Source organism: Veillonella parvula, assembly GCF_002005185.1.
GTDB classification, from domain to species: Bacteria; Bacillota; Negativicutes; order Veillonellales; family Veillonellaceae; genus Veillonella; species Veillonella parvula_M.
Genome location: NZ_CP019721.1, coordinates 2,052,497 through 2,077,822 on the forward strand (window position 1 = coordinate 2,052,497; position 25,326 = coordinate 2,077,822).

22 protein-coding genes are annotated in these 25,326 nt (G+C 38.7%); all 22 read right to left on the reverse strand.

Annotation, left to right across the window (positions count from 1 at the left end; all coding sequences use genetic code 11):
- Positions 1-6 precede the first annotated feature (6 nt).
- The 22 genes from clpP to mscL all read right to left on the reverse strand — a co-directional run bounded on the left by clpP (position 7) and on the right by mscL (position 25,133).
- Entirely contained in the window at positions 7-600 is a 594-nt protein-coding gene (gene clpP / locus B1A77_RS09530) for an ATP-dependent Clp endopeptidase proteolytic subunit ClpP (protein ID WP_004696517.1), read from the reverse strand.
- Positions 601-636: 36 nt separating this feature from the next.
- Complete coding sequence (gene tig / locus B1A77_RS09535; RefSeq protein ID WP_008601449.1) at positions 637-1,941, reverse strand: trigger factor; 1,305 nt, start codon at positions 1,939-1,941, stop codon at positions 637-639.
- Between the two features lie 163 nt (positions 1,942-2,104).
- Positions 2,105-2,560, reverse strand: a complete 456-nt coding sequence (locus B1A77_RS09540) for a CBS domain-containing protein (protein WP_004696521.1) — start codon at positions 2,558-2,560, stop codon at positions 2,105-2,107.
- Positions 2,561-2,671: 111 nt separating this feature from the next.
- Complete coding sequence (rlmH, locus tag B1A77_RS09545) at positions 2,672-3,151, reverse strand: 23S rRNA (pseudouridine(1915)-N(3))-methyltransferase RlmH (protein ID WP_077708586.1); 480 nt, start codon at positions 3,149-3,151, stop codon at positions 2,672-2,674.
- Positions 3,152-3,153: 2 nt separating this feature from the next.
- Complete coding sequence (locus tag B1A77_RS09550; RefSeq protein WP_008714316.1) at positions 3,154-3,960, reverse strand: MBL fold metallo-hydrolase; 807 nt, start codon at positions 3,958-3,960, stop codon at positions 3,154-3,156.
- Positions 3,961-4,065: 105 nt separating this feature from the next.
- Complete coding sequence (locus tag B1A77_RS09555; RefSeq protein ID WP_077708587.1) at positions 4,066-5,253, reverse strand: RuBisCO large subunit C-terminal-like domain-containing protein; 1,188 nt, start codon at positions 5,251-5,253, stop codon at positions 4,066-4,068.
- Between the two features lie 204 nt (positions 5,254-5,457).
- Positions 5,458-6,843, reverse strand: coding sequence for a nucleobase:cation symporter-2 family protein (locus tag B1A77_RS09560; protein ID WP_021148373.1), 1,386 nt, complete (start codon positions 6,841-6,843; stop codon positions 5,458-5,460).
- A gap of 145 nt (positions 6,844-6,988) precedes the next feature.
- Positions 6,989-9,538, reverse strand: a complete 2,550-nt coding sequence (gene xdh / locus B1A77_RS09565; protein ID WP_004696528.1) for a selenium-dependent xanthine dehydrogenase — start codon at positions 9,536-9,538, stop codon at positions 6,989-6,991.
- A gap of 17 nt (positions 9,539-9,555) precedes the next feature.
- On the reverse strand, positions 9,556-10,905 hold the full coding sequence (gene hydA, locus B1A77_RS09570) for a dihydropyrimidinase (RefSeq protein ID WP_077708588.1): 1,350 nt from the start codon (positions 10,903-10,905) through the stop codon (positions 9,556-9,558).
- Positions 10,902-12,593 carry a selenate reductase gene (locus tag B1A77_RS09575; RefSeq protein WP_077708589.1) on the reverse strand — a complete coding sequence of 564 codons (1,692 nt, stop codon included), beginning with the start codon at positions 12,591-12,593 and terminating at the stop codon, positions 10,902-10,904. Before B1A77_RS09575 ends, hydA begins: the two co-directional genes overlap by 4 nt.
- A gap of 28 nt (positions 12,594-12,621) precedes the next feature.
- Positions 12,622-13,950: a putative aminohydrolase SsnA gene (gene ssnA, locus B1A77_RS09580; protein ID WP_077708590.1), complete on the reverse strand. Its 1,329-nt coding sequence runs from the start codon at positions 13,948-13,950 to the stop codon at positions 12,622-12,624.
- Positions 13,951-14,004: 54 nt separating this feature from the next.
- Positions 14,005-14,940 (reverse strand): carbamate kinase, encoded by a 936-nt coding sequence (gene arcC / locus B1A77_RS09585; RefSeq protein WP_004696535.1) that lies wholly within the window; start codon positions 14,938-14,940, stop codon positions 14,005-14,007.
- A gap of 68 nt (positions 14,941-15,008) precedes the next feature.
- Positions 15,009-16,202, reverse strand: a complete 1,194-nt coding sequence (gene ygeW, locus B1A77_RS09590) for a knotted carbamoyltransferase YgeW (protein ID WP_004698646.1) — start codon at positions 16,200-16,202, stop codon at positions 15,009-15,011.
- Positions 16,203-16,354: 152 nt separating this feature from the next.
- Positions 16,355-17,665, reverse strand: coding sequence for a YgeY family selenium metabolism-linked hydrolase (locus B1A77_RS10105; protein ID WP_004698551.1), 1,311 nt, complete (start codon positions 17,663-17,665; stop codon positions 16,355-16,357).
- A gap of 12 nt (positions 17,666-17,677) precedes the next feature.
- Entirely contained in the window at positions 17,678-18,889 is a 1,212-nt protein-coding gene (dpaL, locus tag B1A77_RS10110) for a diaminopropionate ammonia-lyase (RefSeq protein WP_004698734.1), read from the reverse strand.
- 9 nt (positions 18,890-18,898) lie between these two features.
- Positions 18,899-19,531, reverse strand: a complete 633-nt coding sequence (locus B1A77_RS09600) for a helix-turn-helix transcriptional regulator (protein WP_077708591.1) — start codon at positions 19,529-19,531, stop codon at positions 18,899-18,901.
- Positions 19,532-19,929: 398 nt separating this feature from the next.
- Positions 19,930-20,349, reverse strand: coding sequence for a flavodoxin (locus tag B1A77_RS09605; protein WP_004696544.1), 420 nt, complete (start codon positions 20,347-20,349; stop codon positions 19,930-19,932).
- Between the two features lie 10 nt (positions 20,350-20,359).
- The gene (locus tag B1A77_RS09610) at positions 20,360-20,947 is read right to left on the reverse strand and encodes a DUF3793 family protein (RefSeq protein WP_008714331.1); all 588 of its coding nucleotides are present in this window, start codon (positions 20,945-20,947) and stop codon (positions 20,360-20,362) included.
- Positions 20,948-21,051: 104 nt separating this feature from the next.
- A complete protein-coding gene (locus tag B1A77_RS09615) occupies positions 21,052-21,684 on the reverse strand; it encodes a hypothetical protein (protein WP_077708592.1) in 633 nt (210 codons plus the stop codon).
- A 37-nt stretch (positions 21,685-21,721) separates the two neighbouring features.
- The gene (locus B1A77_RS09620) at positions 21,722-23,410 is read right to left on the reverse strand and encodes a glutamine--tRNA ligase/YqeY domain fusion protein (protein WP_077708593.1); all 1,689 of its coding nucleotides are present in this window, start codon (positions 23,408-23,410) and stop codon (positions 21,722-21,724) included.
- 82 nt (positions 23,411-23,492) lie between these two features.
- Entirely contained in the window at positions 23,493-24,542 is a 1,050-nt protein-coding gene (locus B1A77_RS09625) for a 2-hydroxyacid dehydrogenase (protein WP_077708594.1), read from the reverse strand.
- A 123-nt stretch (positions 24,543-24,665) separates the two neighbouring features.
- The gene (gene mscL / locus B1A77_RS09630) at positions 24,666-25,133 is read right to left on the reverse strand and encodes a large conductance mechanosensitive channel protein MscL (RefSeq protein ID WP_012864626.1); all 468 of its coding nucleotides are present in this window, start codon (positions 25,131-25,133) and stop codon (positions 24,666-24,668) included.
- Between the last annotated feature and the right edge of the window lie 193 nt (positions 25,134-25,326).

Below are 25,326 nucleotides of genomic sequence, written 5' to 3' on the forward strand. Positions count from 1 at the left end.
CCTCCATTACTTGCTTTCTACAGGTTCTCTTGTGAGCACCTCATCAATTAAGCCGTATTCAACGGCATCCTGAGCACTCATGAAGTTATCGCGATCTGTATCGCGAGCTACTACTTCAATATCTTGTCCACTGCGAGAAGCTAAGATACCATTTAACTCTTCACGCATGCGAAGAATCTCACGGGCATGGATTTCAATTTCAGATGCTTGTCCTTGTACACCACCTAATGGTTGGTGAATCATGATGCGCGCATGAGGTAACGCATATCGTTTACCTTTAGTGCCAGCTGTTAAAAGCACAGCACCCATGCTCGCTGCAGAGCCTACACAAATAGTAGACACATCTGGTTTAATATATTGCATCGTATCATAAATAGCCATACCTGCGGTTACAACACCACCAGGGCTATTGATGTACAAATGGATATCCTTATCAGGATCCTCTGCTTCCAGGAATAACATTTGCGCAATAACCGCATTTGCCACATTATCATCGATGGGGCCACCAAGGAAAATAATGCGATCCTTTAACAAGCGAGAGTAAATATCATAGGAACGCTCTCCGCGTTCACCTTGTTCAACTACGATTGGTACATACATGTAATCACCTTTTCATGTACCTAGTTGAGCAAACTATTATTCAGCCGCTTCAGCGCCTTTTGCATTATCAATAATGAATCGAGCTGCTTTTTTGCGAGCTACAGAGCCTGCCAACATAGCTACACGACCTTCTTTTGCAATAATATCCCAAACTTCTTTAGGATCTGCCCCAAAGTTTTGAGCCATAATGAAGATTTCACGGTTCATATCATCTGGAGTTACTTCGATACCTTCAGCAGTTGCAATAGCATCCAATACTAAATCAGCGCGTACGTTTTCAGCTGCGGAATCTTTGTATTCAGAGCGTAAATCTTCGATAGTTTTATTGGAGAATTTCAAGTAGTCATCAAGTTTCAAGCCACGGCCTTCCATATTCATAGCCAATTCTTGAATCATTTGTTCTACGCGATCTTTAATCATTACTTCTGGGATTTCTACAGTTGCATTTTTAACAGCTGTTTGAATCAAGTCAGCATTGTAAGTATCGATTGCACGACGGGAAGCTTCTTCCTCCATTTTAGTGCGAAGATCTTTTTTCAATTCTTCAATAGTTTCGTAAGAGCTTGCTTCTTTTGCAAATTCATCATTCAATTCAGGCAATTCTTTACGTTTAATATCATGGATATGAGTTTTGAATTCTGCTTCTTTACCAGCAAGTTCTGCTACGAAGTAGTCTTCAGGGAATGTTACTTTTACAGTTACATCATCACCAGCTTTAGCGCCAATTAATTGATCTTCGAAGCCAGGAATGAAGCTACCAGAACCGATTTGTAATGGGTAGGATTTACCTTCACCACCATCAAAAGGTTTACCATCAACGGAACCAGCAAAGTCGATTACTGCGAAGTCATCTTTTTGAATTGTAGCGCCTTCTTCAGCAACAACCATTTTTGCTTGTTGTTCACGAATATTGTTCAACTGTTCTTCGATTTGTTCATCAGATACTGTAGCATCTTGTTTATCTGCTTCTAAGCCTTTGTAATCGCCAAGTTTAACTTCAGGGCGTTTAGTTACAGTAGCTTTGAAAATCAAATCTTTGCCTTCTTCGAATTGTTCGCGTTCGATTTCAGGTTCAGATACAGGCACGATATCATTTTCACGAAGTGCAGCACTATAGTTTTGGCTAGCCAATACTTCAAACGCTTCTTCCAAGATAGCTTCTTTACCGAAGTTCATTTCCAAAATACGGCGAGGCGCATGTCCTTTGCGGAAGCCAGGGATGTTCACTTGACCTGCAATGCGTTTTACAGCTTGTTTAATGCCCTTATCTACTTCTGCTGCAGGTACTTCAATAGTTAACGTTACTACGTGTTGATCAACAGGATTTACAGTTGCTTTCATTTAAAATATGTCCTCCTCGAAGGGCAATATGCCCAAATTTCTGTAGTATATTATGCACTCCTAATAATAACATAAATGCAAGGTCAATGCAATTCTTCTCAATATACACTAAAAGACCACCCCAAAACGGGTGGTCTTTACATATTTAACATAATTATGCCAATTAGTTATCTTTAGCAATCAATTTGATAATGTCCCGACGAGACAAAATTCCAATCAAACGGTACTCTTTATCTACAACTGGCACATTTTTCAAATGTTGGTCAAGCATAACAGATACAATTTCTTCTACATCTTTATCCGGTGTGGTTGTAATTACTTCATCAGTCATCAACTCATGAACGTGAGATGCCAATAATTTTTTAAATTGAGCATTGTATTCACCGATGCCATTGTAATAGATGCTAGCGCCTAATACATTAACATAATGAGGCACATGAGGACGTACTTTTTTATAAAGTAAATCACCTTCAGAGATAATACCTAACAACTTATTATCATCATCCACTACGGACACAGCTGTTAAATTATATTTAACCAATAAATCAGCTACATCAGAAATCGGCGCATCTTTGCCAACAGTAACAGGGTATTTATTCATTACTTCTTGGATTTTCATAGTGAATTCCTCCTTACAAATACATCTTGCTTTATTATACTATTCGCCACAATATAATAAAACTCCTTTTTTCTGAAAGTATTATACAAATAATTTTTAAGTCTACGTCTTTTACCAATGATAAGGTTCATTACGATTGATTTTTGATGCTCGATAAATTTGTTCTACAAGTAGCAATCGAACCATTTGATGAGTAAAAGTCATAGGGCTAAAAGATAATTTATAATTTACAGCCTGACGTAATATATCACTCACCCCAAAGGCACCACCAATAATGAAAGCCATATCGCTAACACCATCCACCTCAAGCTTAGATACCGTCTTAGCGAGTTCTTCAGAGGACATTGGTTTGCCATACACGTCAAGTAATACGGTATACGCATTTTTAGGGACCGCTTTTAATAAACGGTCTCCTTCTTCTGCAACGACTTGTTTGCGATCCGCATTACTCGGCTTATCTCCAATTTTACTTTCATTCAGCTCTGTAATTGTAATGCCACCATAGGGGCGCATGCGTTTCACAAACTCTGCTACGCCCTCACGTAAATAAACATCCTTCAATTTGCCGATACAGACTACATAAAATCTCATTTTTACCTCTTCACAGATTGGATGGACACAATTTCATTAGGCTGACCATGTTGTAACTTCATTTCAGGTCCAATACGAACACCACCATCAACAAGCATTTTGCCAATAGTTTGGGTAACAAGGACAGAGTTATTATTATTTTCAGAACGATGGGCCAATATAACTTGCATAAAATCAGGACGTTTCATCATGAGTAGTGCTTGCGCAGCCATTTCATTACTCAAATGACCTTCATCACTAGCCACCCTTTGTTTCAAAAACGGCTGATATGGTCCGAATCGCAACATATGAGGATCATAATTCGCCTCTAGCACTAACAGAGTCGTATCATCAATTCTACGTAAAATATCATCTGAAATCACGCCTGTATCAGTGACAATAGTTGCCTTATCGTTCCCAGCAAACACATTTATACCAATTGGATCAGCCGCATCATGACTTACCGAAAAAGGTTCCACAATTAGACTCCCCAACGTCAAACTGCCCTTTGTAAGCTCGATTAATCGATTCTTTGGCACGATTAACTTATCTTGGATTTCACGCCAGGTGCCTTGCTTCGTATACACAGGAATATCAAATCGTTTTAGTAATTGTTGTAGTCCCGCAATGTGATCACTATGTTCATGACTGACAAATATACCCTCTACCTGTGCCATATCAATTTGTAATTCTTTTAACCCATTGACAATGCGTCGACAACTGATGCCTACATCATGTAATATGACGGAGTTCCCTTTTTTTATCACTGTACAATTGCCCTTACTACCACTGGCAAGGACATGGACCTCCAACGGTGAGGATTCACTCATCAAAACACTCCATATACTTAATCATAAATCTATTATTTCTGTAAAAGTCAATAGCTTAGTTATTTAGTTAAATATTGTATTAACTCATTTAAATTCAAGCTATTATTACGTTCTTTCAGATAATTTAGTCAAACGCTCTACAAAGTACGACATATTAGCCTCAATATCTGATCCTCGACGGAACATGTCACCGCCAACGAGGAACATAGTATCATTTCCGTACAGCTCAACGAGTTCATTAAGACGAGCATCTGTAACACCACCACCCGGTGCCGGGCAAGCTGCTTTCATCAAACCTAATGGCTGTTTAATGTAAGAGGAAATCCTCTTGCATTGTTCCTCTGTAAAAGTAAAGCGTCCACCATAAGATACGAAAATTGGCATATCAGCCCCAAAGATACGAGGTAATAAACCTAGTTGTAAATAGTCAGCTACTCCAGATACACCAGGGCTTACAAATCCACCAGAATAAGCTGGATGATGAATAATGGGCAATCGTAAGTTTTCATCAGTAGCTAATTTGTGTAACCAACCGAAACCAACGAGACCTGCAGCCACCATGAGAGCTGTAGCACCAGCCTCTTTGGCAAAATAAGCGCGTTCTAACACATCTGTACCATCACCTGATACGTTTGCAGCATATAAAGTATGTGTACCATGTACAGCATTCATTTCCTGTACCATAGCAGCACATCGTTTTACACGATCTTTATATTGAGAGAAGGACTGATTAGAAATACCATGATCATCCTTTATGACATCTGCACCACCACGTGTGTAAGCGCCACACATACGAGCCAATTCTACATTCGGTGTGCCCATCGGCTTTACAACGGCTTGAATCATTGGACGCGTCGGGGTTTCCACTAATCGACGAATTCCTTGTAAGCCAAATTGTGGTCCCTTAAACACATCGTAAAGTGTTGGACATAGTTCAATATCTACTACCCAAATATGTGGCTGTAACGAAGAATTACCAAAGACAACATTTAAAAATTGTGTAGCCTCTAAGGCCGTGGTATCTACGTGATATGAAATACGAGCCAAATAGTAACGAGAGGTGTCAATTACAGCATTTGGCATCACACCTACATTGATATAAGGAGAGTCTTCTACTATAGGTTCAAGAGATTCTAGTCGACCAGTAATAGTTTCTTTAATGTATGGATCCGTTACAAACTCATAAGGAAATTCTATAGTTTGCTCCACTTGAACAGCCCAAGCAATTGATTTTGCTTCTTCATATGTACTCGCTTCTATTCTATATGTAACTATAAATCGCTCGTCTTTCATAATGCGTCTCCTTTGCAATAATATTATTTAATTATATACCAAAGTAGTATACGATTCCATAAAAAAAGACCTCACTCCAAATCAGAGTGAGATCTTTTTAACAAACGAAACCATATATATTGATGTTTTACCTATACTAACAAGGTTTCTACTGTGAGAGACAATACATATAATCGCATGAGAGTAAACTCGTCTAACTATATCTTATTGGTAGAAATGTTTAGGATAACCTTTGAATCGTGTGAAGTGGCGATATTTACGAGTCGCACGATTAGGTTCGTTAACAGTTTTATAACCAAAACCATTAAACATTACATTTAAAATAACAGCTACTATACTACCAGCTGTGATACCAGATTTCAACAGAATTTGAGCCCATGCTGGAAAGTGTGTATAGAATTGAGGTGCTGCAAGAGGAATCATGGATACCCCAATACTAATGGCAACTAGCATCAGGTTATAGTTACCATCGAAACTAACTTTACCAAGAGAACGAATCCCACTGGCGATAATCATGCCGAACATAGCAATCCCTGCGCCCCCTAGTACAGCATTTGGAATACAAGCTACGATAGCGGCTAATTTAGGGAAAAGGCCTAATAAAATTAAAATTACACCAGATGCTGCTACAACGAAACGACTCTTAACACGTGTTACAGCAATAAGACCTACGTTTTGAGCAAATGCTGTATACGGAAAACTATTAAGGATACCACCAATAATAGTAGACAAGCCATCCGCGCGAAGTACCGCAGCCAATTCATTTTGACCAATAGGTTTATCTACAATTTCACCTACCGCAATACTATCACCAGTTGTTTCTACCATAACTACGAGCATTACAATAATCATAGATACAATAGAAGCAAAGTCAAAGGTTGGAAGACCAAAATAGAATGGTGTTACAACAGAAATCCATTGAGAACGTCCTACCTCTGAAAAATCTGTAATACCAACAATCATAGCTAAGGCTGTACCGAGAATAAGGCCAACTAAGATTGCCAAATTACCAAGGAAACCTTTACCAAATCGATAAGTTAATATAACGAGAACAAATGTAGCTACACCAAGAGCTATGTATAGTGGATCGCCAAAGTTTTTATTGCCTACGCCACCCCCCATCCAGTTAACAGCTACTGGCATCAAGTTGATACCAATAATAGTAATGATAGTACCTGTTACTACAGGTGGGAATAGCCGAATCAAACGACTGAAAAATGGTGCCACAAGGAATGTAAAGAGACCAGCTACGATAATCGCACCGTAAATCGTATTGATATCATGCTGTTGACCAATCATAATCATAGGGCCTACAGAAGCAAATGTAACACCTTGAATAAGAGGAATACGCCCGCCAACTGATCCGAATCCTAATGTTTGAATCAATGTAGCTACACCACATGTAAATAAGTCAGCTGTAATCAAACGAATTAAATCTTCAATTGGCAAATGCATAGCTTGTGCAATAATAATTGGTACAGCTACTGCCCCAGCATACATAGCCAGAACGTGCTGTAAACCATAAGCGAATAACTGCGGGATTGGCAGCATACCATCTACATGGTCGACACCAGATGCACCTTTACTCATAAGAATCACCTCATATCTTACGTTTTAGTTACTAGTTAAACAATATAGTCATACTATCGTACATGATAGAGTTTAGAAATCTCATCGACTTCACGTGGGAACCTTGATGGCTAGGGGCAAAAGCCCCTACCATTAAGCAAATATTCTATTTTTTATAACCTGTATGTTTAATCGGCAAGGACCTACGTGGTTCTCCGTCGATACGACGATACGCATTTGCAATAGCCGGTGCAATCGGAATGCTAGAGATTTCGCCAATACCTTTAGCACCGTATGCATATTGTTCTGGTGTCCCTTTTTCGATAAGACTTACATGAATTGGAGGACATTGGGTAGCTCTAAGAAGTCCTAGCGTACCGTATTTAGATGTTACATACCCTTCTTTATAAGGGAAGTCTTCTGTAACGGCATACCCCATTCCCATAATGGCACCACCTTCGGCCTGACCTGTACAGGATTGAGGGTTCACTACACGACCTACATCGTATGCTACATGTAAATTAGCAACCTTATTGTCTTCACCAATTGTTGCTACACATGCACCATAACCATAGGCAACGTGATTTTTTGGATGCGATTTATCAGAATTAAATGGATCTGTTTCACCGAGAAACTCTTCATAAATCTCTACGCCATTCAGTTCTTCTAATGTTTTAGTATCTAACATTTCTTTTAAGCGAAGACTTGCTTTACGCGTTGCTTCACCGGTAAAGAGCGTTTGGCGAGATGCAGTAGTTGTACCAGAATCTGGTGTACGTACTGTATCAGGTCGTTCTACAAATACTTTATCCGCCGTTAAGCCTGTCGTTTCACAAAGTACTTGTGTTGCCATAGTAGCCATGCCTTGACCAATACAAGCGGCACCCGTACGAATACGAACTTTACCATCACGTACTTCTAAAATAACGCGACCCGTATCAGGTAGTCCTACACCAATACCACTATTTTTCAAACATACCGCAAGGCCAGTACGATCAGAGGCATAATATGCATCTTTTACAGCTTCCAAACATTCTACTAAAGCGGTTTCTTTGGAACAAATTTGGCCGTTTGGTAATGAGTCACCAGGGCGTACAACATTTTTGTAGCGGAATTCCCAAGGATCCATGCCTACCAACGCAGCTAATTCATCAATATTTTGCTCTTGACCAAAGATAGTTTGTGTTACGCCAAACCCACGGAATGCACCACCAGGAACAGTATTTGTATAAACACATACACCATCAAAGGCAAAATTATCAAAGTGATAAGGGCCACAAGAATGAGTACCAGCACGTTGAAGTACAGGACCACCTAAAGATGCATACGCGCCACAATTAGAAACGATATTTACCTTACTTGCTACCAAATTACCTTCCGCATCACAAGCTGTTGTAATATCCATTTCCATCGCATGACGTTTAGTATGAATATTGAGACTTTCTTGACGGGAGAAAAGTACCTTAGTTGGTTTTCCTGTAAGCCAAGCTACGAGTGATGCATGATGTTGTACGGTCATATCTTCTTTACCACCAAAGCCACCACCTACGAGCATACTGTGAACCTTTACAGCCTCATTCGGAATACCAAGCATACGAGCAACTTCACGACGATCATCATAAACATTTTGGCTACCTGAATGCAGATGAATTTCATCACCCTCACGATATGCAACGGCACATTCTGGTTCCATAAATGCATGGTCGGTTTGAGGTGTGGAATAATGATTTGTTACTACAAAAGCAGCCTCTGCAATAGCCTTATCTACATCGCCACGAGATAATGTTTGACGAGATAATACATTTCCCTCTGGATGTAACTGAGGAGCATCTGGTTTTAGTGCTTCCAATGGATCTAGTACGGGTTCTAATTCAGTATAATCAACTTCAACTAGAGCCAATACTTCGTCTAAGTATTTCTTTTCTGTAGTTGCAACAAGTGCAATTGCATCGCCTACATAACGTGTAATATCACCTTCGGCGATAAGTACATCCCAATCCGGTACTAAATGACCAGTCTTATTGAATGGTACATCCTTAGCAGTCAATGCCGTTACACATGCTGGATGTTCAAGAGCTTTAGACACATCAACACGATCAACTCTAGCTCGTGGGTATTTAGAACGCAATGCTTTGGCATAAATCATGCCATCCATATAGATATCATCAGAGTATTGTCCAGTACCTAATGCTTTTTCCTCAGCATCTACACGGTGTAAACGAGCGCCTACATTACCATTTGTATCCTTTTCTGGAACTGGTAAGTTCTCACGGAACATTTTTGCAGCTAGCATAATGCCCTCTTCAATTTTTACATAGCCTGTACAACGGCAAATATTACCTAATATCGCCTTTTTAACATCGTCAGGTGTAGGGTCATTATTTTCGTCAATCAATACTTTTGCACTAATAATCATACCTGGTATACAGAAACCACACTGCACCGCTCCGCATTCACCAAAAGCATAGGTGTATACTGCTTTTTCTCGTTCAGATAAACCTTCAATCGTGACAATTGATTTACCGTCTAATTGAGATAGTTTGCTTACACAAGCCTTTGCTTTTTTTCCGTCTATAATTACTGTACACGTACCACATGCACCAGCACTACAACCTTCTTTAGTGCCCGTCAACTTTAAATCAGCTCGCAAGAAATCAATTAAACGTTGATCCTCTTGAACCTCATATTGGGTGCCATTCACTTGAAAGCGGTACATATATAGCCCTCCTCTCATTAAGGAATACATTCACCAAGATACGATTCTGTTAAGGATCCATCTTGTACCACATGGTGACCTCTAAGGATAACATCTCGAACCTTGCCAGTTACAGATATTCCTTCGTAAGGTATATAGTCAGCCTTTGTATGGGCGGACTCTTTTGAAAGCATATGTTCTATATGCTTATCTACAATTGTTATATCCCCATCACTACCTACAGCTAATGTACCCTTCTTGGGATACATGCCATATAGCTTTGCTGGGTTTTCACTAACTAATTTCATAAAATCTACAGCACTCATATTGCATTGGTTAACCAACACATCATAAGCAATGATGCCCCGTTCTTCGGCTCCAGGAATACCTCCAGGAATTCGGGTAAAGTCATACCGACTCTTTAATTTTTGATCATTAAAGGTAAAGCTACAATGGTCGGAACCAATGGTTTGGAATACACCATTTACTAGTGCATGCTTCAATGCCATTTGGTCTTGTATCGTTCTAAGTGGAGGACTCATCACAAATTTAACCCCTTCAAAATCAGGTAATTTATATCGTGATTCATCAAGCACCAAATACTGTGGACATGTTTCACAAGTCACTTGATGTCCTAATGCCCGCTCACGTAGAACTTCATCTACGCCTTCTTTAGAACTTACATGCACAATATGCACGGGATACTCTAATGCAGCACCAATTGTACTAAATCGCTTAATCGCTTCCGATTCAATCATGGCCGGTCTTGTGAGTGGATGATTGTCTACATCTAATTCACCACGTTTACGTTTATCTGCTACAAAGGCATCGATAAGATCACCGTTTTCACAGTGAGCCCCTACAAGCGCACCCGTTGGTTTTATAGCTTCAATAGCATCATAAATTTCTCGATCTGTTAAACGGAAGCCATACGCTAAGTACACTTTAAAGGACGATACACCAGCTTCTACAACCTTTGGTATTTCATGAGATACCTCTTCATTCATTTCTACAAGCTCCATATGGAATTTGTAGTCACAGGAGCAGCGCCCTGCGGCACGCTCCTTGTGAACTTCTAAACCTTTACAAAGGGAGCCATCCTCGGGAGAAGCAAAATTGATGATTGAAGTAGTCCCACCAAGTATAGCAGCCTTCGTACCACTATCAAAATCATCCGCAGTCGATGCTAAAGTATTGGTCATTTGAAAGTGCGTATGAGGATCTATAAATCCTGGGAATACGTAGCAACCTTTTGCATCAATTACTTTAGCCCCTTCTGGAACAGGAACGTGTTCATCGATGGCGACAATTTTGTCGCCATCAATTAATAAATCTCCGGTAAGGATTCGATCAGCTAAGACCAATTCCCCTTGTTGTATGATAATCATGATACATAGTACACATGCTCTTTACAGAAGGCATGTACAACTCCTTTCAATTCTTTAGGTAATGCATCAATGTCACATACGGCTTCTTCACCTTTGAAGCGATAACCACAGCTAGTGCCTTTGATGTAGAAACCATCATTTGTACTATCTGCTAAAGCTTCAGCATTGTGGAAGAATGTAATGCGATCCTTGTATGGTTGACAAGGTTCTACGCAATGACATGCACAGTTACCACACTCATTACAGCTTTGATCAACATGGACGATCAATTTAGCATCATTTACAGTAACGACTTCATTACATCTATTAGGACATACGCGAACACAAGCGCCACAAACTACGCGGCAGTGGTAGTCAGAGCTACGTGTACCTGGGAAAGATGGCATTGCTTCACGTTTTTTCTTCATAGCATCGCTCTTTTTGAAAATTTTGTTCTCAGCGATATCTTTAGCAAGTTCAGCGATAAGTTCTTTATGAACTTTTAAAGCAGCATTGTAATCAGTAGATTCTACTTCGTCTGCTAAGCCTTTGAAAGTATTATAACCTTCACCTTGTAGAAGAATTGTACATACTGTTACAGGCCAAATACCACAATCAAAGATAGCTTTGATATTTTGTTTTACAGCACCACCGCTATAAGACATAGGTAAACGTTCGCCGAATTGAGCACTTAAGAGCTCAGCTACACCAATTGTTACAGGTAACAAGGATTTACCAGACATATACATTTGCTCGCCTGGCAATTCATTGTTGTGAATTTGTACAGGGAATGTATTTGTCAATTTAACACCGAAAATCTTATTGTGTTTTTCACCAAGAGCGATAAGACGCTCTAACATTGGAACAGCTTTATCGAATTGAAGGTCAACTTCAAATTGATGATCTTCAAAGTCAATGTACTCAAAACCAGCGTTATCCAATAATTCTCTAATGCGTTTTGGACCTAACAATGTAGGGTTGCATTTTAAGTATAGGTGAAGACCTTTTTCACTGATAAGGTACGAACAAATGGATTCGATTTCTTCTGCTGGGCAACCGTGCATTGTGGACAATGTAATTGCTTGGCAAAGTTCATCACTAATAGAGTTGATATAATCAGCATCAATATGCTCAAATTCATCTACATGGTCAAGACACCATTGTTTACAAGTATCCCACATTTGGGATTGAGATGCACTGCGCATTGTGTTAATGAATTTATCAACCATAGGGCTCTTGATACCAGCCAAGTTGTAGCCAACACTCATGATGAATAAGAAGCCATCTGGATCCCCTAAATCTAATTCTTTAGAGATTAATTTCAATGCGAACCAAGCTTTGATGTATTCATCAGCAGCTTCATCACAGCTATATTCAGAAGACCACTCTACGTTGTAGGCTTCGTCTACAGAGTAGATACAAGGTCTAGGAATACCTAGTTCTTCACCATACATAATTTGTACGGTTTTTAATTCGATGCAACGAGCACCAGCTACATAAGATGCCACAATGTTTTGTGCCAACTGTGTATTAGGGCCAGCTGCTGGACCTACAGGATTTTCAATAGATTTACCAAAGATAGATAAGCGTTGATCATGATTCGTACGATGAATTTTATTTACATTGTAAATACGATTGTACATCTTGTACTCAGTCATAATGTGGTTCATCAAATTTCCGAAACTTACCGGATACATAATGTCACTCATAATGTCACACTCCTTTAAAGCGTTTGCGTTATGGGTTTAGTCGTTTCCATAAACCTTTAGATGTTGCTAAAACTTCGTCCATTACTTCAGCTTTATCAATGCCTTGTAATTTACGATCAATCATGCGTGGTACACCATCACTAATAGTTGTTACCACATACATACCATTAGCACCGAATAGTAAGTGACCATTGATGTTGTTTTCATCAAGTGGTGTTGGTGCTGCGTAATCAAGAACAATTACGTCAGCTGCGGCACCTTTTTTAAGGATGCCTACCGTAGTATCGAAGAATTCATTAGCCATTTTGCGGTTGTTTTCAAATAGCATATGAGGTACTTCGCCCCAGCCTACATATGGTTTATGTTGCTCATGTTTCACGAGACAATTCGCTACTTTATAAGATTCGAGCATATCATTTGTATAACCATCTGTGCCAAGCCCAACAGTGATCCCTGCATCTAATAGTTTTAAGATATCTGTCGTGCCTACTGCATTACCCATGTTACTTTCTGGGTTATGTACGACCTTAGCTTGAGATTTTTTCAATAATGCCACATCTTCGTCAGTTACGTGTACACAGTGACCAGCGATGCTCTTAGGGCCTAAAATACCTGCCTCTACGAGGCGTCTAACAGGTGTCATGCCATACTTTTCTTTACTATCGGCCACATCTTCAGGCCCTTCTGCAACATGAACATGATAACCTAATTGATCTTCATTGTGAGCTTTCACATAGTCTAATGTATCAGAGCTTAGTGTGAAAGATGCATGCAAGCCCATCATAGCAGCAAGTCTAGATGAATCTTGCTTGGCTTCTTTACCAAAGCGTACGTTTTCTGCAACAGCGGCTTTCATCTGATCAACACCGTTACGGTCAGACACTTCGTAGCACAAGCAAGAGCGAACGCCAAATTGCTTAGCTACATCTGCAATGATGGATAAGCTGTTAGGAACTTCACCATAACTTGCGTGATGGTCAAAAATAGTAGTTACACCATTTTCGATACAGCCTAAATACGTAAGTAATGCACTTGCTTTTACATCAGGAGCGGTCAATTTATTATCTAAGTAGAACCAAAGTCCTTCCAAGATTTCACCGAAGTTAGTCGGTGCCGGACCTGGCAATGATAAACCTCGTGCAAGAGCGGAATAAATATGGTGATGTGCATTAATGAAACCTGGCATAATTAGGCCACCATGAGCATCAATGATTTCTGCATTTACATACGTTTTACATAATTCATCATATATACCAATATCAACAATTTGAGTCCCGTCGATAGCAACAGCACCATCATAAATGATAGGTCTATCAGCGTCGCGAGTAATAACAGTACCTTTTCCTAATATAATCATGTGGGCACCTCCTCAACGATTCGTTGAAATGCATACTTATAAACTTATATATTATTATAATACGATACGTGTTCCTGTTTTTCCTGCTATACCATCTTTAGATTTCTCTAATAATGTGATAATTGAAACACGGCCTTTTTTAGATTCTGCAAATGCTATAGCGGCTTCTACCTTTGGTTTCATCGAGCCTTCTGCAAACTCACCAGCTGATACATATTCTTTAGCTTGTGTAACGGTTATTTCATCAAGCCATTTTTCATTTTCTTTACCAAAGTTAATGGCAACCTTTTCAACAGCTGTTAAAATAACGAGAACATCAGCATCAATTTCTTGGGCCAATAAACTACTAGTCCAATCTTTATCAATAACAGCAGCTGCACCATGAAGTTCATTACCTTCTTTAGTTACTGGGATACCTCCCCCGCCACAAGCAACAATTAATTGTTTACCTACTAAACCTTTAATTGCTTCTAGTTCAATAATTTCTTTTGGTGCTGGAGATGCCACCACACGACGATAACCACGTCCCGCATCTTCTTTTACCACATAATCGTAATTCTTTTCTGCGTATTCAGCTTCTTCCTGAGTCATAAAGTGTCCAATTGGTTTTGTAGGATTTTGAAAAGCTGGGTCATTTTGATCAACAAGTACTTGTGTAACCATAGTCATTGTTGGCAAATCTTTTATACCACGATTTAAGAGCTCTTCGTGAAGAGCATTTTGTAAGTCATAACCAATATAAGCTTGGCTCATTGCTACACATACAGATAATGGAGTGTTTGGTTGACCTTCTACTTCACGAGTCAATGCAGCCATCGCATTGTTGATCATACCAATTTGAGGTCCATTACCATGTGTTACCACTACGTCACAATCAGCTTCTACTAAATCAATAATCGTTTTAGCTGTACTTTTTACTGCAATTTTCTGTTCTGGTAAGGAATTGCCTAATGCATTCCCCCCCAGTGCTACTACAACTCTCTTTTTCATGTTATGCCTCATAACAAACTATTAAGAATAAAAGGAGCCATCAATACGGATGGCCCCTAAACTTTACTTTACGGTTGAACTCGTTCGGTTCCCTTCCGTTCTAATTCTTTTAAGGTTTCTACAGGATTTTTAAATTTGCTAAGGAAAATCATAGCTGCAATAACATATGGTTTGTAGCTTGCTTCCTTATAAAGAGGTATGCGGTAGCGATCAAATACTGTTGCATCTACTTCGCCTTCTTCACAACTTACACCTGTAATATCTGCTGGTAAGCAATGTAAGTAAAGAGCTTTGCCGTCCTTTGTGAGACTCATCATCTCTTCCGTACATGCCCAATCTTTATGTTTACCATTTTCTTCAAGAAGAACTTTTTCTAATGCTTTAATACCTTCATGATCATTTTCACCATACAGTTTTGTACGTTTTTCCATTGCACCGAATGGAGCCCAGCTCTTAGGATATACGATGTCTGCATCTTTGAAAGCATCCTTCATGTCGTTAGTTCTACGGAATGAACCGCCGCTAGCTTCAGCTTGTTTCTTAGCGATTTCTTCAACTTCCGGCATTACTTCATACCCTTCTGGATGGGCTAATACAACTTCCATACCGAGACGAGTAAATAAACCAATAGCACCTTGAGGTACGGATAAAGGTTTACCATAAGATGGGGAGTATGCCCAAGTCATAGCAATCTTTTTGCCTTTAAGGTTTTCTACACCGCCGAATTCTTTGATGATATGAGCTGTATCAGCCATGATTTGTGTAGGATGGTCAATATCACATTGTAGGTTTACAAGTGTTGGGCGTTGCTCTAGTACACCATCTTCGTGACCTTCTTTAACTGCATCGGATACTTGATGCATATAAGCATTACCTTTACCGATATACATATCATCACGAATACCGATAACATCTGCCATAAAGGAAATCATATTAGCTGTTTCACGAACTGTTTCACCGTGAGCGATTTGAGATTTGCCTTCATCTAAATCTTGAACTTCAAGGCCTAGCAAATTACAAGCGGAAGCAAAAGAGAAACGAGTTCTTGTAGAGTTATCGCGGAATAAAGAAATGCCAAGACCGCTGTCAAATACTTTAGTGGAGATATTGCGTTCTCTAAGAGCACGCAATGCATCAGCTACTGCCCAAACACCTTTTAATTCGTCATCAGATTTTTCCCAAGTTAGGAAGAAATCTTCGCCGTACATTTTACTAACATCTAAGCCTTGTAGTGTTTCAATACTTTTATTGAAGTCTGTCATCTGTAAGTCCTCTCTTTCAATTCCCTAAAGGGCTACTTAGGATCTAACTTTATACGATGCCTCATCAAATGTTGAGGTACCATATGAAATTCTTAATATCAACTATTTTCAGTTATTTTCGTTAAAATAGATCTAATTCAATATATGTGATATTAGTCTTTGCAGTATACGGATGGTAACAATGCATATACAGCGGCACATGTTACAAGATCTTGTTTCCATGTAATTTCGTTAGGAGCATGTGCTTGTGCTTCTGCGCCAGGACCGAAGCCGATGCAAGGAATACCATTACGACCCATGATAGATACACCATTTGTGGAGAATGTCCATTTATCAGTTAATGGGCGAGCTTTACGCATTTCAACTGTATCTTCTGCACCAATACGTTCGTTGCCATATAAGCTAGTGTATGCTTCTTCCAAAGCTTCTGTTACTTTGTGATCTTTAGGAATTACCCATGTTGGGAAGTAGCATTCAATTGGATAGGTTAAACCAGTCCAAGATGGACGAGCATATTCGTACATGGATACTTTCGCACCATATTCTTTAACATGTGGTAATTCTTCGATTTCTGCCAAGCAACTTTGCCAAGTTTCACCAGCAGTCATACGACGGTCCAAGGAAATAGCGCAGGAGTCAGCTACTGCACAACGGCTTGGAGAAGTATAGAAAATTTGGGAAGTAGTTACTGTACCGCGACCTAAGAAGCGAGCTTCTTCATAGTGGTCAGGGTTAAATTTTGGATCAAGCATTTTAACAAGGCCCTTAATTTTTGTGCTTTCATCAGCAGAGTTAGCATTCAATTCACGGATGTCTTGAAGTATATCTGCCATTTTATAAATTGCGTTGTCACCGCGTTCAGGAGCAGAACCATGGCAAGATACACCTTGTACATCTACACGAATTTCCATACGACCACGTTGCCCACGATAGATACCGCCATCAGTTGGTTCTGTAGATACTACAAATTCAGGACGGATATTACGTTCTTTAATCATGTATTCCCAGCAAAGGCCATCGCAGTCCTCTTCTTGTACGGTGCCTACAACAAGTACACGATATTTATCACTTAGAAGTCCTAAATCTTTCATAATCTTAGCGCCGTATACAGCGGATACGATACCACCCAATTGGTCAGATACGCCACGACCACCAATTTTAGTTTCGTCTTCGAAACCATCGTATGGATCAAAATCCCAATTATCACGATTGCCAATACCAACTGTATCAATATGTCCATCAAAGGCAATGAGGGTTTTTCCTGTACCCATATATCCAAGAATATTCCCCATAGGATCTACTTCAACTTCATCAAATCCTAGATCTTTCATCTCTTGTTCTATACGTTTTACATGATCTTTTTCTTCAGCACTTTCACCTGGGAATGCTACGATCTCACGTAAAAACTTTGTCATCGCTGGGCCATAAGTTGCCGCTGCTTGTTTAATTGCTTGTAAATCCATAATTAATGCCTCCTAACGATCTTCACCATACCACATAATATTTTTATATCTTTCAGGGTCCGTATCACCTTCAGTGGAGAAACAGAGTACCTTTGAAGACGCATCTAGTTCTAACTCTTTCCGTAAGTCTTCATATTCCGGCATTGTCATAATTGCCATTACAAGACCTAATGGAACTGCACCAGACTCTCCAGTAGTAATTGGAGTATCGCCTTTAATCGGTGCACCGCCAACGCGCATGCCTAAACGTGCCACCCAGTCAGGCGCAGAAACGAATACATCTGCATGATTTCTCAAAATATCCCAAGAAACTGTGTTCGGTTCACCACAAGCTAAGCCTGCCATGATTGTTTCTAAATCACCCTCTACGATACGAGGTTTACCATCATCAGCTACAGCACCTTTGTATAAACAAGCTGCAGCTGCCGCTTCTACAACAACTAATTTAGGTTTTTTAGCCACATTGCTGTATAGATTAGTGAAGTAACCCACTACAGAACCGGCAAGGGAACCTACACCAGCTTGTACAAATACATGTGTAGGAACTTTACAATTATCAGCTTCTAATTGATTGGCTGTTTCCATAGCCATGGTGCCATAGCCTTGCATAATCCAGTTTGGAATTTCTTCATAACCTTCCCAGGCAGTATCTTGAACTACAACACCGTTAGGAACTTCTTTAGACTTTTTGGTTGCTAAGCGTACACACTCATCGTAGTTGAAGTCTTCGATTGTTACGGTAGCTCCTTCGTTTTCGATTTGTTTTCTACGATATTCTGTAGAGCCCTTTGGCATAAATACTACAGATTTTTGACCTAATTTATTGGCTGCCCATGCTACACCTCGACCGTGGTTACCATCAGTGGCAGTAAAGAATGTAGCTTGACCAAACTCTTCTTTTAATTTTGCTGATGTTAATACATCATATGGTACATCCTCAACAGCTTTACCAGTTTGTTGCGCCACATATTTTGCCATCGCATAGGAGCCGCCTAATACCTTAAATGCATTAAGGCCAAATCGGTAGGATTCATCTTTTACAAAGAGTGCATCAACACCGATATAAGACGCTAAATTCTTAAGCGATACAAGTGGAGTAACGCTATATTGTGGAAAACTTTCATGAAACGCTTTAGCTTTCTTAACCTCTCTAACATCCATAACGGACAAAAACTTGTCACTTGATGGTGCCATTGTATTACGTTTCCACTGAATTCGTTCCATATTTGCCTCCTAGGATTCTTCCTTTACAGTATTTAAATCACTATAAAGAGTAAACTTAGAAATATTAAAATACTCTGCTATCTTCTCAGAAGACTTCGAGATAAGAAAAGCCCCTTTTTCGTTTAAATAGGAAATAGCTTTTAAGCGTTCCACCTTATTCATCAATGGTCCTGGTTTACCAACTAAACGTTCTACGTCTAGTAATAAATCATCTAAAAGTTCCGATACACTCGTCGTAATTTTTTCAACAGATCCTGCATCTTCCTGACCTGTATTGACCAAACTATCCAAAAGTCGATACATCATAACAAACTCTGTTATATCTTGGTTAATCCCCAACAAGTATGCTATACGACCTGTATCATCACGAATATACATGGTAGAAGATTTTAATATTCGACCATCTTTAGTCTTTGTGAGATAACCAAATCTGCCCTCGCTACCATCGTCATGGCTCAGCACATCTAAAACCACATGCGATGGACCATCACCAACATGTCTATTAGTTATAGTTCCATTCTCAATATATACAAGAGACGAATTAATATCCCCTTGTAAATCATGAATCAATACTTCACAGGATGGGCCAAATTGTACCGCTAATCCATGGGCTATGACTTTTATTCGCTCTAATGTACTCATTGAAATAACCCCTCTTTCAATGTCATAGATTAACCTTTCCAGTTTAAATTACGCTAGCCCGGTTAATAGCTAATATAGAATTAACCCTAACTATTTTTGTATTAACCTAAATTTTTGTTAGGTTCTTTAACTAAATTATAGGACTATGTGTACAAAAACGCAATATAATTATGTATTAAAGTTATTTATAATTATGCGCTTATATACACAAATAGAGATAAAGATAAATAAACATTATGATTTTCATCACATTTACTTATCGATATCAAAATTTTTAATGACCTTTGCTCCATCATATCAATCATAAGTACATACAAAAAAGGCTGTAATAACGAATTATCGTCATTACAACCTTTTATTATTAACTATTAGTATTTATGTTAGTAATTAAAATCAAATTAAGCGTTTGCTAATGTTTTACCTAATTCTTGGCATTGTGCATTACCATCATCATCAGGTTCGCCCAAGATTGCTACGCCATCAGCCACTAATTCGCCACCAGCATCTTTAATTCGAGTGCCCCAGTCTTCCAACCAAGTACCACCCCAACCATAGGAGCCAAAGATCGCTATTTTTTTACCACTCAACTTGCCTTCTAGTTCAGTGTAGAATGGTTCAAATTCGCCTTCTTCTAATTGTTCTGCACCCATATCAGCACAGCCAAGAGCTAATTTTTCATAAGCGGCTGCTTCATCAACAGATACTTCAGAAACGGATTTTACTTCAACTTCTTGACCTGCAGCTTTAATACCTTCAGCTACTTCATAAGCCATGCGTTCTGTATTGCCTGTACCGGACCAAAAAATTACACCAATCATCTTGTACCTCCTAGGCCGTTCTTGCGACCAATGAACTAAATGTTTTTCCCAACATCAATTGAGTTTGACAAAATTCACGACATGCTTTGTAACACAAGAAAGAGCGTTGCGCATTTACCACATCATGGTAAACCTTCCACTCTCCGCACATTCGGTATCCCCCACCACGATAAGAAATAAAACATTTCACATCCTTTAATGGGTAACCTAGAAAAATGCCGATTTCATGTGGAAACTCAATGCTTACTTCCATACGATATCTAAGATGTTCGAGCATCTCCATAATGCTCATTCGATCATGATAACCGTAGGCTTTCAAAAATAACATCACCGCAGGTTGCCGTACATAGTCTCTTAATTGCTTCTCACGGAATACCAATAATAGTCTTCGCGCTTTACAACGACATAATTCAAAGAAGAACAATCCTTTTTCATTGAACGCTTTATTATACTCTATCAATACAAATTGGATTTGTTCATTCATGTCCCGTGGAATAGAAACCAAGTTCGATAGCTTAATACCTCGAATTGCCGGTGCACAATGATATCCAATGATATGGTCAATTGAATTCATCATAATAGTACCTGCCTGTTGCACATCGTTAGAATTTCCTCTAATGAGAATAATTCCTATAGGCTCATAGTACTCTTGATGAGAAAAATTGTCAAGAATAATTGATATATATTTTCAATAATTATTAATTATTTGGTATGTAATAAACCTTTAACTTTAGGGAATACAACACTATCATTAGCTTCGTCAACAGCAATTAAATGAGCATTTGGTCCTGTATATTTATCTTCAGAAATACTAATATGTAATATCTCATTATAAGAATTATTATTAGCTATACTTTTATATTTCAATGTGCCTTTATAGGCATTGCCTTGTTTTGCTAATGGATTTATTACCGTGAAAGTACCAAGTACAGGGCTATCGCCATTGTTAATAGCAGCTGCTAATGCTCCAAGAGATGAAGAATCTGTATTCATATGCTTTGCTTCACTCATACGACTAGATAATTGTTTTCCTAACACAACATTAGCATAAACAGCATATTGCATTTCATTCTCGTTTTTAATATTTAATGTATATACATCTGCAGAAGACGCGCCCGCCTCAAGAAGTACAGACTTAATATCTTTTTTGCCCTCCCCAGCAAACAACGCTTTAGGATTATTTTGATACATAGTAACGCCTTCAGGCAATTTAACACCTTGATATGTTACAGTTTGACTTCTATTTAAAATGGACTTTATGTTCGCTGCGGAACCCATAGCAGGCATAGATACCAACACAGCCGCTACCGTAGCAAGTAGTACTATTTTTTTCATTTTTCTCCTCATGAAAGCATTAATATAATGCGTTATGCTATTTTTTTTGTGCCTTAGCCCAACTATCGCGTAAACCAACAATACGGTTCACTACAATATGGTCTGAAGTACTATCTTTATCAGTAACAAAGTAACCTTGACGCAAGAATTGGAAACGATCCCCTGGTACAGTTGTAGCAAGGCATGCTTCCCCTTTACTCTTGAATACTTGTAAGGACTCATGATTAAAATCACCTAAGAAGTCCTTACCATCAGAATCTTCTTTTAGCAAGTAATCGTACAAGCGGGATTCAATATCTACTGCAGTAGACGCTTCAACCCAATGTAATGTGCCCTTAACCTTACGTGTACAACCGCTACCGCTCTTAGTTTCAGGATCATATGTACAGTGAATTTCTGTAATATTACCATTTTCATCTTTAATAACATCAGTGCATGTAATGAAATAAGCTCCTTTCAAGCGTACTTCTTTGCCTGGTGCTAAGCGGAAAAATTTCTTAACTGGTTCTTCCATAAAGTCACTGCGTTCGATATAGATTTCACGGCCAAATACAACTTCACGATTACCAAGTTCTTCATTTTCAGGATTATTTTCAACTGTACAAAGTTCTGTTTTGCCTTCTGGATAATTTGTAATAATAACCTTTACAGGATCTACCACAACCATAGGGCGTTTAGCTTTAAGTTTCAAGTCCTCTCGAATACAGAACTCAAGCAACGCAATATCTACAATGCTATCCGCCTTCGCTACACCAATGCGCTCACAGAAATCGCGAATAGATTCCGGTGTATAACCACGGCGGCGTAAACCTGAGATTGTCGGCATACGAGGATCATCCCAACCAGATACAAGTCCAGCTTCAACAAGAGCACGCAATTTACGTTTGGACATAACCATTTTAGTTACATTCAAGCGAGCAAACTCAATTTGTTGTGGAATTTCAGTATCATCCCATTCCTCTAACACCCAATCATATAATGGTCGGTGAACTTCAAATTCTAATGTACAAATAGAATGCGTAATACGTTCAATAGCATCTTCAATAGGATGGGCAAAATCATACATAGGATAAATTTTCCACTCATCACCCGTATTATGATGCTCTGTATTTACAATACGATAAATAACAGGGTCACGCATTACGATATTAGGATGCGCCATATCGATTTTTGCACGCAATACCTTTTCCCCATCTTTATATTTACCAGCTTTCATTTCTTCGAAGAGCATCAAATTTTCTTCTACACTACGATCACGGTATGGACTATTGACACCAGGAGTAGAGAAATCGCCACGATTTTGTTTAATTTCATCTGCAGTTTGATCATCTACATAAGCCTTGCCAAGCGTGATTAATTTCTTAGCATACTCATACATTTGGCCAAAATAATCAGATGCATAGCGTGGTTGTTCATTCCATTCAAATCCAAGCCATTTAACGTCTTCCATGATGGAGTTTACATATTCGACATCTTCTTTTACAGGATTTGTATCATCAAAGCGAAGATTTGTTAAACCATTGTATTGTTTACCAATACCAAAGTTTAGGCAAATAGATTTAGCATGTCCAATATGCAAGTAACCATTTGGTTCTGGTGGAAAACGAGTCAATACACGCCCACCGTATTTGCCAGTTTCGTTATCTTTGTTGATAATAGCTTCAATAAAGTTAACAGATACAACTTCTTCAGGAGCTACATCTTTTTCAATGTCTTTATGTTCCAACGTTCTTACCTCCATAGGAAAAATATTCTTTTATTTTACCAGATTTTGTATAAAACCGCATATCTTTTAATGTCTTCCACTTTTAGTCGAAATCAGTTAAATCAACGCCAGCCTTTTTAAGCTCTTCTAGCGCAGACTCTACATCCATTTGAGGTTTCTTATAATTTACTTCTTCATTTACACATGTTTTTAAAGGTTTCTTATGAACGCCGGCAATAATATTATCCGCTGTCAAAATAGACATGTCATAACGAGTTCTATCTGTGTAAGAACCAATATGCGGTACAATAAGGCAATTTTCTACATCTAACAATGGATGATCCGCTGGTAATGGTTCCGGATCCGTTACATCAAGTGCAGCATAATCGATTTCACCCGTTTTAAGGGCATTGATAAGTGCATCAGTATCTACTATAGGTCCACGACCAACATTAACAAATAAAGCGGTATTCTTCATTTTCTTGAAAAATGCCTCGTCACACATATGATATGTTTCATCTGTCAATGGAGCCATAACGCATACTACATCACTAATGGCTAATAAATCATCTAACTCCATATAAGTAGTCTTATGAATCTTATCATCCAAACGTTGATTACGATTATGATACACAACAGTCATACCAAACGCACGGGCACGTCGAGAAATGGATACGCCGATAGCCCCCATGCCAATGATACCAAGAGTGCGACGACTTAAATCAAAACCTTTAATATTAGAAGGTCTTTGAGCCCAACGACCGTCTTTTACAAAGTTAGCATTTTCTATAATACGACGACTAGCCGTGGCAATCAACGTAAATGCAAGTTCTGCTACCGTTTCATTGAGAACACCTGGCGTATTGCCATAAGGAATACCTGCCGCTGTTAGTTCATCAATATTTACATTATCATAACCTACGGCCGCTTGTGCTATAACCTTTAAATTTGGCGCATTCTTTACAAGATCACCATCTACATCTAAAGGTCGTACACACCACAAACCATCCGCATCAATGAGCCATTCCTTCAGTACCTCACGAGGCATCACTGTTTTTTCAGTCCATTGGCGCACATCTACATGCTCTTTTAAATATGCAATCGCATCTTTGCGAACCAGTCCATTTACTACTACTAGAGGTTTCTTTTCCATGTATATCCCTCCCTAAAAAATTCTATATATTATAATTATATTTTATACTAGAAAGCTAACGTAATACAACAAAAAGGAGTAAGGTCAAAACCTCACTCCTTTTATGTATAATTTAAATTTGAACTAGTTCAAATCTGCAGTACAGTTAGGACATTTAACTGCATTGATATTGATTTCAGATTTACAGAATTGACATTCTTTCGTTGCAGGTGCTTCTGCAACTTCCTCTTCTTTCGCAGATTTCATCATTTTAGCCAAACCACGAACCATCAAGAATACAACAAATGCCAAAATCAAGAATTGAATCAAATCAGTAATAAATGTACCATATGGCAATACAGATCCAGCTGCACGAGCTGTAGCAATATCAGCACCAGCCATGAATGCATCTTTAGAACCTGTGCTCAATGGCAAGTACAAATTACTAAAATCAATACCACCTGTGAATACACTGAGAACAGGCATGAATAGGTTGTTTACAACAGAATTAACCAATGCTGTGAAAGCAGCACCAATAATCATACCAATAGCTAGGTCCATCATATTGCCTTTGAAAGCAAATGCTTTAAAGTCGTTTAAAAAGTCTTTCATTTTCATACTCCTAGATACGTTTAATTGAGAATGCATTAATAACAGTACTAATCATAAAATAAAGATAAAAAGATGTCAAGAAATTTCGATGTAGTTTTTAAAATTTAGTTAATATAGTTTTTCATAATTCTATCTATTATTGTAATAAATCGCTTATTATGCGTATTTTTTACACCATATTTCCTATGCCTAC

Excerpts from the sequence above, each read along its gene's own strand:
- clpP (WP_004696517.1), bottom strand. The coding sequence starts at position 600 with ATGTATGTACCAATCGTAGTTGAACAAGGTGAACGCGGAGAGCGTTCC.
- tig (WP_008601449.1), bottom strand. The coding sequence starts at position 1,941 with ATGAAAGCAACTGTAAATCCTGTTGATCAACACGTAGTAACGTTAACT.
- B1A77_RS09540 (WP_004696521.1), bottom strand. The coding sequence starts at position 2,560 with ATGAAAATCCAAGAAGTAATGAATAAATACCCTGTTACTGTTGGCAAA.
- rlmH (WP_077708586.1), bottom strand. The coding sequence starts at position 3,151 with ATGAGATTTTATGTAGTCTGTATCGGCAAATTGAAGGATGTTTATTTA.
- B1A77_RS09550 (WP_008714316.1), bottom strand. The coding sequence starts at position 3,960 with ATGAGTGAATCCTCACCGTTGGAGGTCCATGTCCTTGCCAGTGGTAGT.
- B1A77_RS09555 (WP_077708587.1), bottom strand. The coding sequence starts at position 5,253 with ATGAAAGACGAGCGATTTATAGTTACATATAGAATAGAAGCGAGTACA.
- B1A77_RS09560 (WP_021148373.1), bottom strand. The coding sequence starts at position 6,843 with ATGAGTAAAGGTGCATCTGGTGTCGACCATGTAGATGGTATGCTGCCA.
- xdh (WP_004696528.1), bottom strand. The coding sequence starts at position 9,538 with ATGTACCGCTTTCAAGTGAATGGCACCCAATATGAGGTTCAAGAGGAT.
- hydA (WP_077708588.1), bottom strand. The coding sequence starts at position 10,905 with ATGATTATCATACAACAAGGGGAATTGGTCTTAGCTGATCGAATCCTT.
- B1A77_RS09575 (WP_077708589.1), bottom strand. The coding sequence starts at position 12,593 with ATGAGTGACATTATGTATCCGGTAAGTTTCGGAAATTTGATGAACCAC.
- ssnA (WP_077708590.1), bottom strand. The coding sequence starts at position 13,950 with ATGATTATATTAGGAAAAGGTACTGTTATTACTCGCGACGCTGATAGA.
- arcC (WP_004696535.1), bottom strand. The coding sequence starts at position 14,940 with ATGAAAAAGAGAGTTGTAGTAGCACTGGGGGGGAATGCATTAGGCAAT.
- ygeW (WP_004698646.1), bottom strand. The coding sequence starts at position 16,202 with ATGACAGACTTCAATAAAAGTATTGAAACACTACAAGGCTTAGATGTT.
- B1A77_RS10105 (WP_004698551.1), bottom strand. The coding sequence starts at position 17,665 with ATGGATTTACAAGCAATTAAACAAGCAGCGGCAACTTATGGCCCAGCG.
- dpaL (WP_004698734.1), bottom strand. The coding sequence starts at position 18,889 with ATGGAACGAATTCAGTGGAAACGTAATACAATGGCACCATCAAGTGAC.
- B1A77_RS09600 (WP_077708591.1), bottom strand. The coding sequence starts at position 19,531 with ATGAGTACATTAGAGCGAATAAAAGTCATAGCCCATGGATTAGCGGTA.
- B1A77_RS09605 (WP_004696544.1), bottom strand. The coding sequence starts at position 20,349 with ATGATTGGTGTAATTTTTTGGTCCGGTACAGGCAATACAGAACGCATG.
- B1A77_RS09615 (WP_077708592.1), bottom strand. The coding sequence starts at position 21,684 with ATGAAAAAAATAGTACTACTTGCTACGGTAGCGGCTGTGTTGGTATCT.
- B1A77_RS09625 (WP_077708594.1), bottom strand. The coding sequence starts at position 24,542 with ATGGAAAAGAAACCTCTAGTAGTAGTAAATGGACTGGTTCGCAAAGAT.
- mscL (WP_012864626.1), bottom strand. The coding sequence starts at position 25,133 with ATGAAAGACTTTTTAAACGACTTTAAAGCATTTGCTTTCAAAGGCAAT.